Annotated in this window: 7 protein-coding genes; 3 read left to right on the top strand and 4 right to left on the bottom strand. The window is 36.5% G+C overall.

Translation table 11 applies throughout. The annotated features are described in order from the left end of the window. Nucleotides 1-206: 206 nt before the first annotated feature. Complete coding sequence (locus MRT15_RS07885; RefSeq protein ID WP_304329526.1) at nucleotides 207-1,247, bottom strand: ATP-binding protein; 1,041 nt, start codon at nucleotides 1,245-1,247, stop codon at nucleotides 207-209. Between the two features lie 101 nt (nucleotides 1,248-1,348). Here MRT15_RS07885 and MRT15_RS07880 point away from each other — a divergent pair, with 101 nt between their 5' ends. Continuing rightward, nucleotides 1,349-2,152: an S-adenosyl-l-methionine hydroxide adenosyltransferase family protein gene (locus MRT15_RS07880; RefSeq protein WP_304329525.1), complete on the top strand. Its 804-nt coding sequence runs from the start codon at nucleotides 1,349-1,351 to the stop codon at nucleotides 2,150-2,152. A gap of 119 nt (nucleotides 2,153-2,271) precedes the next feature. Here the strand turns inward: MRT15_RS07880 and MRT15_RS07875 are convergent, their stop codons facing one another. Continuing rightward, entirely contained in the window at nucleotides 2,272-3,507 is a 1,236-nt protein-coding gene (locus tag MRT15_RS07875) for a glycosyltransferase family 4 protein (protein WP_304329524.1), read from the bottom strand. 117 nt (nucleotides 3,508-3,624) lie between these two features. Here MRT15_RS07875 and MRT15_RS07870 point away from each other — a divergent pair, with 117 nt between their 5' ends. Further along, the gene (locus MRT15_RS07870; RefSeq protein ID WP_304329523.1) at nucleotides 3,625-4,545 is read left to right on the top strand and encodes a glycosyltransferase family 2 protein; all 921 of its coding nucleotides are present in this window, start codon (nucleotides 3,625-3,627) and stop codon (nucleotides 4,543-4,545) included. Nucleotides 4,546-4,757: 212 nt separating this feature from the next. Here the strand turns inward: MRT15_RS07870 and MRT15_RS07865 are convergent, their stop codons facing one another. Both MRT15_RS07865 and MRT15_RS07860 read right to left on the bottom strand, forming a co-directional pair. Beyond that, nucleotides 4,758-6,185, bottom strand: a complete 1,428-nt coding sequence (locus tag MRT15_RS07865) for a glycosyltransferase (protein WP_304329521.1) — start codon at nucleotides 6,183-6,185, stop codon at nucleotides 4,758-4,760. A 48-nt stretch (nucleotides 6,186-6,233) separates the two neighbouring features. Next, on the bottom strand, nucleotides 6,234-7,070 hold the full coding sequence (locus MRT15_RS07860) for a glycosyltransferase family 2 protein (RefSeq protein ID WP_304329520.1): 837 nt from the start codon (nucleotides 7,068-7,070) through the stop codon (nucleotides 6,234-6,236). 184 nt (nucleotides 7,071-7,254) lie between these two features. Here MRT15_RS07860 and MRT15_RS07855 point away from each other — a divergent pair. Beyond that, nucleotides 7,255-7,564 (top strand): hypothetical protein (locus MRT15_RS07855; protein ID WP_304329518.1); only part of this gene is annotated, 310 nt, incomplete at its 3' end.

The following is a 7,564-nucleotide window of genomic DNA, read 5'->3' as shown; positions in this document are numbered from 1 at the left end:
GTGCATGGACAACATCATACTCAACACCCAAAACCCTCCTATACAACCCCTTCCAGAAAGATGAGAATGAGAAGCTTGGATTATACAACCCCTTAACAGGTATATGAACAGTATTCTCAGTGGAAATGTAATCCACATCAAAACCCTCATATGAAACCCCACATGAACAATTGAACTTACAAAACCCCTAAAGAAAAAGATTTCATTTAAATCCTCATAACGGCTCTGCGGAGAATTGGATCTGTGATCATGTATTCGCCATCAACCTTAACTATTAATCCATAATCCATCAAACTTCTAAGTATATTTGCTAGTGTAGTGTCTGGTATGCGTCCAAGTTTAGCTTCCAACATCCTCTTAACTTCACTCCATGAGCATCTCCCCATAACTGAAATTGTCTTCAAAGCTTCACTATACCTACCCCTACCAACACCCCTAGTTTCAAGGAAATGTTCAACTTCAGCTAAAACCATGTTGATTGCAGCATCAATTATTGAATTCATGGATCTCAAACCCCTCGCATAATTATATCCAAAGTATGTTAGCCAACCTATAATTCCATTGAAATTCTCCACAGCTTCACTGATCAATTCATCATCCACATCTAACCCCTCCTGTTCAAACCCCTTCTTGAGGAAGTCTATTGCGGCATCCCTAGTTAATGGTTTAAGCTCTATGAGTTTATATGGCCTACCGTAGAGTGGTGCTTCAGGATCCTCAACCCTCAAGAATTTATTTAGCAAACCAGCCTCCGAACTTGAAACCACAATTCTAACGTCAAAATGATCCAATGCATATGCTAGGAATCCATCAAACCTAAACTTCAAATTCCTCAATTCCTGAACTTCATCAAAAACTACAATGGTATCCCCCAAATTCTCAAAGATGTCAAGTAAAACGTCAGGTCTTCTGAACTTAAACCTGATAACTCCACCAACCTCAAAGTAGTCCATACCCTTAATAAGCTTCTTAGCCCAACTATTCCTACTAACCTCAACTTCAATCATACTTAAAAGGTTATCAAAGGATGCTTTGGCAGAGCTCAGCAATCTACAATCCAAGAACAAATACCTAACATTAGCCACATTCAATCCAGTCAATATTAGTGAAGTCTTACCATACCTCCTCAACCCCCCAACAATTATAAACCTAAACCTACCCAACGAATTTACGAAATCGTTAAGCTCATCCTCCATATCGTAGAAATCCTCCCTCCTCCTCTTAGGTTCTAGGGTGAAGTATACCATTACTAACCCCCCTAAACAACTATCCCCCCTTAGTTATCAAAAAGCCAATGCTTAAACTTAACCTTTATTAAACACCTACCCCAAAATTTCCATGAACCCCCATGACATTTAGACCAATAATAACCTTGCTTACGGATTTCGGTTTAAGAGATTCATATGTTGCTGAGATGAAGGCTGTAATACTATCCATATGCCCAGAAGCCAACATAATTGACATATCCCATGAAGTGCGGAAATACGATGTGAGGATGGGTGCATACCTACTTGCAAGAGCATCAAGATACTTCCCAAAGGGGACAATACACGTGGCAATAGTAGACCCAGGAGTTGGAAGTGAGAGACGTGCAATAATAGTTGAATCAGAAAGAGCATTCTACGTTGGACCAGACAATGGAATACTAATGATGGCAGCAGAAATGGATGGAATAAAACACATATACCAAATAACCAACAAAAAATACATGCTACAAACAACCTCAAGAACATTCCATGGAAGAGACATATTCAGCCCAACAGCAGCACACCTAGCAAGAGGAGTACCACCAAGCGAATTCGGACCAGAAATAAAAGACCCAACAAAACCAAGCTACACAAAACCAAAAACAACCAATAAAACCATAGAGGGAGAAGTAATACACATAGACGACTTCGGAAACATAATAACAAACATAACAACAAAAAACCTACAAGAAATAGGAATAACCGAAGGCGACACAATAAACGTAAAAATAGGCGAAAAAACCATGAAACTAAAACTATGCAAATCATATGCCGAAGTGCCACCAAACCAACCACTAACAATAATTGGAAGTGGAGAAACACTAGAAATATCAATAAACCAAGGAAACGCAGCAAAAACACTACAAATAGATATTGGATGTAACGTAATTTTATGGAAAAACTAAGATATATAACCTGGTTTTATTTCATTCATTCGGCTTCGTCAAATAGGCAAAATAGTGGATTTAGTTTCATAATAAATGAGGAGATGCAAGAGCTTGATCATGACAATATTAGACAATTATTAAATGTTATCTTTATCATTAATGCTTGCAACTTTCATTAATCCAGCATATATTCTCTCAGAAACTCTCTCCCAGTTAAAGTTCTGTAGTGCGAAGTTCCTATTCTCTATACCTTGTCTTCTTAGGTTGTCATCCTTCAGTAACGTAATTATTTTGTCTGAAAACGATTCTAGTGAGTTGCAAAGGTATATTAGTGGAGCATTGGCGTAGAGTGACTTATATGCTGGAAGCGTATAGGCTACTACTGGTAATCCTGCTGCCATGGCTTCAGCAATCACTATACCTGCCCCCTCCATCCTTGATGGGAATACGAATATCTTGGCCTTATAATATGTCTTTATAAGCTCTCTTCTCTCAAGCTCCCCTAAATGAACTATATTCCCCTCCAGTTTGAGCTCTTTAATTGTCTTCATCCATTTATCGTAGTGTGGTTGAATAACCTTACCTACAACTGCTAGTTTAGCATTTGGTATTACATCCACAACTCTTCTCCAAATGGTCAATAGATCGTATATGCCCTTTTCTGGAGCCATCCTGCCAACGAATAATCCATCCCAAATCTTCTCCTCATCCGGTGGAGGAGGCTCATTAAACTCTTCTAGGTCTACCCCTATTCCCGTGAGAATTACATCTCTCTTCCTCCCCATCCTCCTAAGCTGCTCAAATCCAAAATTTGTTCCCGTGAAAACTATATCAACATATTTTAACTGTTGGATTAATGTCAAATAATCTATCAATTTAAAGAATGGGAACATTCCCCTCATCCTAATTTCTCTGCACATTTTTGTTAATGCTGGTAGATCCAGTATACTTCTTGGATATATGACCTTGCCCCCAGGTAATGCGTAATGGTGGAAGTATGATACAACCTTTAGTCCAGTTAGTTTTGCAAAGAGGGCAAGCCAATCGTTATGCCATCCCACGCCAGGATTATAGATTACATGAGGCTTATGGCGCAATACGATCTTCCAAAATGTTATTAAAAGCTTAACTAAATACCTATAGTACTCCAATCTCAAAGGCCTACTGAAACCTTGCTTTACTGAGTATGTTACTCTATGCTTAAAGACTGGTGGGTAGGAAGATACTCCAATAGTAAACGCTTTCTCATTCAAGTATTCTAAAACTCTTTGATGCAGTTGAAGACCGCCAAGTATCACGGAAACATCCTCATGCTCTTTCTCTCTCCAGAGGGCATCCAATATTAAAATCCTAACTTCATCTTCATCATCCATAACATTCACTCCTAAATCGATTTATGGAATGGTTCCCTAAAACATCCTTTCAATAATTTAAATTATAAAAGTAATCATTTTTAAATATTTTAACTTAATATGGTATTCTGAATTTAAATGAAGGTGGCATTCGTAATACTAACGAAAAATTCTGGGAGAACATTAAATAAGTGTTTATCAGAGGTTTCAAAGCTTAGAGATGAAATGGATGTGGAGGTAATTATAGTTGATGGGGGTTCAACTGACAATACATTGGAAATAGTTAAACAGTATAGTGGGGGATTGAACATTAAAATATTGTATGATGAGGGTAGAGGTTTAGGGTATGCTAGAGATATTGGGTGGCGTTCATCATCCGCAGATTACATCGTCATGTTGGATAGTGACGTCATATTGAATAGAAGGTTCTTAATAGATGCTATTAAACTTTTAGAGAGGGATGAAAAACTTGGAGCTGTATCCGCTAAGCTGAAGCCAATATCGCTGGATAAGGGATTATTTGGACTTTTTCAAGAAAAGAATCTTGCAATACATTTACATCATCTAGACCCACCATACCCAGCAGAAGCTGTGGCATTACATACGGCATGCACAGTCTTTAAAAGAAAGGTACTTGAAGAAGTTGGAGGATTCGATGAATTCTTCAATCTAGCAAAAGAGGATAGTGACATAAGCTATAAGATAAGGAAAGCTGGCTACAAGCTATCATACCTAAACCACTACGCTATACACTTAGAGCGAGCTAGAATCATAAAAATAAACTTCAGATACGGAAGAAGCTACGTGTTAATCTCTAAGAAATATCCCGACATGGAGAAACTATGGAAATTAAAAAACATAGTGTTAACCATAAGTCTACTATTACCATTATTACAACTGCTGGTATACGCCTATTATCTAAGAAGGTACATGAAGGTACACGGTCTCAAGTTAAGGGAAAGAATAATCCTCCCAGTCATAGAATTAATGAGGCAAGATATCAGAACCGCTGGAATGCTTTACCAGCTCATTCTAAACAAGTTTTACTATAAAAAGTAATTCCCGGTTTCAGCTCCGTAAAACCATAGTCATCACCATGCCAATTACGTTCTATGGTATTGAGTTATGATAAAGGGTCCTCGAAATGATAGAATTTTTAAGGAATTGTATTTTTCGATATCGTTGGATTTGAAGAATTAGCTGGATGTAATTGCTAATTTTGTTAGGTTTAATGATGATTAATATATCCTCCTTTAATTTTACTTCATGGCTTATTGGGTGTTTGAACCTATGAATTTCCGAATCGTATCTATTTCTTCTCTAGCAACATTCCTCCATGAACAATGAAGATATAGAAAGGACAGCAGATTTCTATCAGTATGTTCTTCACGGAATTTGTTTAGATCCATCTTCAGTATTTCTATTGCTTTTTCGGCCATATTTTTATAGTCATACTCCTCTACAATTCTCACGGCAGGTAAATTTCTATAGATGCTTGTAATAGCTGGAATGTTGTATGCGACGACCGAGGTTCCTAAGCACAATGATTCCAGTATTACTAAGGAAAATGTATCGTAATGTGAAGGATATATCAGCACTTTGCTCTTAGCAACTATTTCCCACAACTTCTTATCCGGTAAATAACCCATGTATTCTACATTTTTAACATTTAATTCTTTACACATCTTTTCAAATCTTGTTTTAGCATTAACACTATCAAATTTGCCTATGAGGATAAGTTTGTACCCTGCCTTTTCAAGTTTTTTAGCAATGAGAGGTATTTCCAAAACCCCCTTGTTTACTCCAAGCCTTGCATAGAATATTGCGTAGTCTTCTTTCAATTTGAGAATTCTTTCCCTTTCTTTATAGTATTCTTCAATGTCTTGGCTTACAGCATTCCCTGGTACAAGTATTTTGATGGGTATATTGTTGCGAGACGCCCATATGTCCAGGTTTGACAGTTTAATAGGTGCCTCCGAAACCGAAAATAATGCTGCTAATGTTTCACTAGCATTATTGTAAGTGAATAGCGTTTTATACTTGAAATAATTTTGTTCTAAAGCCCGAATAGTAATTCTGAGTAATGTCCTTAAGGAAGATTTCTCGCTGAGAACAACGTTATTGATCCACTCATTTTTCACGAAATTTTTCAAAGAACTAACTGGTATGGACTGTAGTAGGATAAAAAGTGGCACTTTAATGGTTTGGGAGAGAAATTGTCCGATTTGTATCATATCCAAGAAGTTATCCATTACATATACTGTATGCACTTTCGACATTGTCTTCATAAATGTTTCGTCATTTTTCAAAAGGGTTTTTATAGACACTACAGCGTTCCTATCGTTAGGGGGTATCAGTCTCTTGAAATTGTTGAGAATCCATATTAAACCTCCTTTCCTTAAAACATCGAGATATTCTACAACTTGCTTGTCTACTTTCTCCAAATATGTTAATGTATTTTCATGAATGTATACACCACACCTCTCCAGACTCTCTAAATCCTCATAGAGATCTTTTTTGTTGATGTGGAAGTATTTTTGCAATGCCCGAGTTAATATTAATTGAGATGTGGGAATGTAAAGTATTACGTCAGCACCTAATTCTGAATAATGTTTTAGTACTTCATATGTTCGCCTCTGACCTCCACCTAAAAATTGAAAGGGATTCCCTATCACAGCTATTTTTAGCTTTTCAATCATCCAGCTTCTCCCTCAAATTTCTACATCCCATAAATAGTTTGTATATCATCATAATTTTAATAATTGTGAAAATCCAACTTTAGAGAATTCTTTTGCGATTCTTCTTCTAGTATCACTCCTTGTCTTCATAAGGATTTGTAGTACGCTATCATAGAAGGCTCTTCTCCAAGTATATTTTAGGGAAAGAGCATTTATAGGCACCTTCTTCATCACAAATGTTGATAATAAATATAGGTAGTAGGGTATTGTAGTAAGTGGTAATGAGTGAATGAAAGCTTGTCTCAATTTGTTTCCTCCAGTTATATAATCATACTGTATACATTGAAAATATGCATATATGATCATCTTCTTCAACCATCCATCTTCATGATATGGTAAGTGAATCAAGTAGTATTTCTCTGGCAGATGATAGGTTCTCCCAAAGACTTTTGGTCCATCATGAACTCTCCCTGTGAAAATTACTCCATCTTTTTTGAATATCTTTAACACTCTATCAGGAAAATATGGTGCAAGTATTATTCTGTTGCATTTTGAAAGATTCATTCTAAGCAAATCTATTGCCACAAAACCTTCTATAGAGCACTTTTCGATGATTTCTCTTAAATCAATCTTCAACTTATTACAAAGTCTTTCATCATCATCCAACATGAGTATCCAATCATATGATGCTTGTTTTAATGCGAACATACGATCTGGATCGGGATATCCCCATGGCTTTCTTTCATATATTTTTGCACCATAGCTTCTTGCAATATCCACAGTTTCGTCGGTGCTATAACCATCTACAACGATAATTTCATCAACAATATCCTTTACATGTTCAAGCAATCCTTTAAGCCTATGTGCCGAATTCCTAGTGAATGTGATGAAAGAGATTTCAGTCATCTAAAAGTAGCGTAGTTACAGTTAGCTTATAATTGTTATGGTATTTTAATAATGCCTTATTTTTATGATTAGTCGCTGGTATTCATAAGCGACTAGCAGAATTCTAATTTTTATTTTATCGGTCTTATGATGCTTTACCTTTTAAGTAAACATTCTCATCTAATTAGTGTTTGTGGCAGGGAATATGTTGAAGGGTCTTGTGTTTACGTTAAATACGTTGGGATTGAAAGTAACTTTAAGGGAGGTCCTTAGACGTACATTAGGTTTGAAATACCAATATAAAGGCATCCCTATAAATTCTAATAGTTGTTTTCGTTTCGTTAGGCGTATGATATGGAGTGGTTATGATTTATACGGCTTAGATGGAGAGGTTGTGGTTAGAACGCCTTTTGGAGAAGTGGGCGTTGGGGCGTCTGATTATGGCCTCTTGTATGTATTGTTAGAGCCATTAATTGAAATGTATGGTAGCATAAACGTTGATAATGCCATAGTAG

It is taken from the genome of Candidatus Culexarchaeum yellowstonense (assembly GCF_024707025.1).
Classification (GTDB): Archaea; Thermoproteota; Methanomethylicia; order Culexarchaeales; family Culexarchaeaceae; genus Culexarchaeum.
The sequence above is the reverse complement of the archived record's forward strand: the minus strand, read 5'-3'. Positions and strand labels throughout refer to the sequence as shown.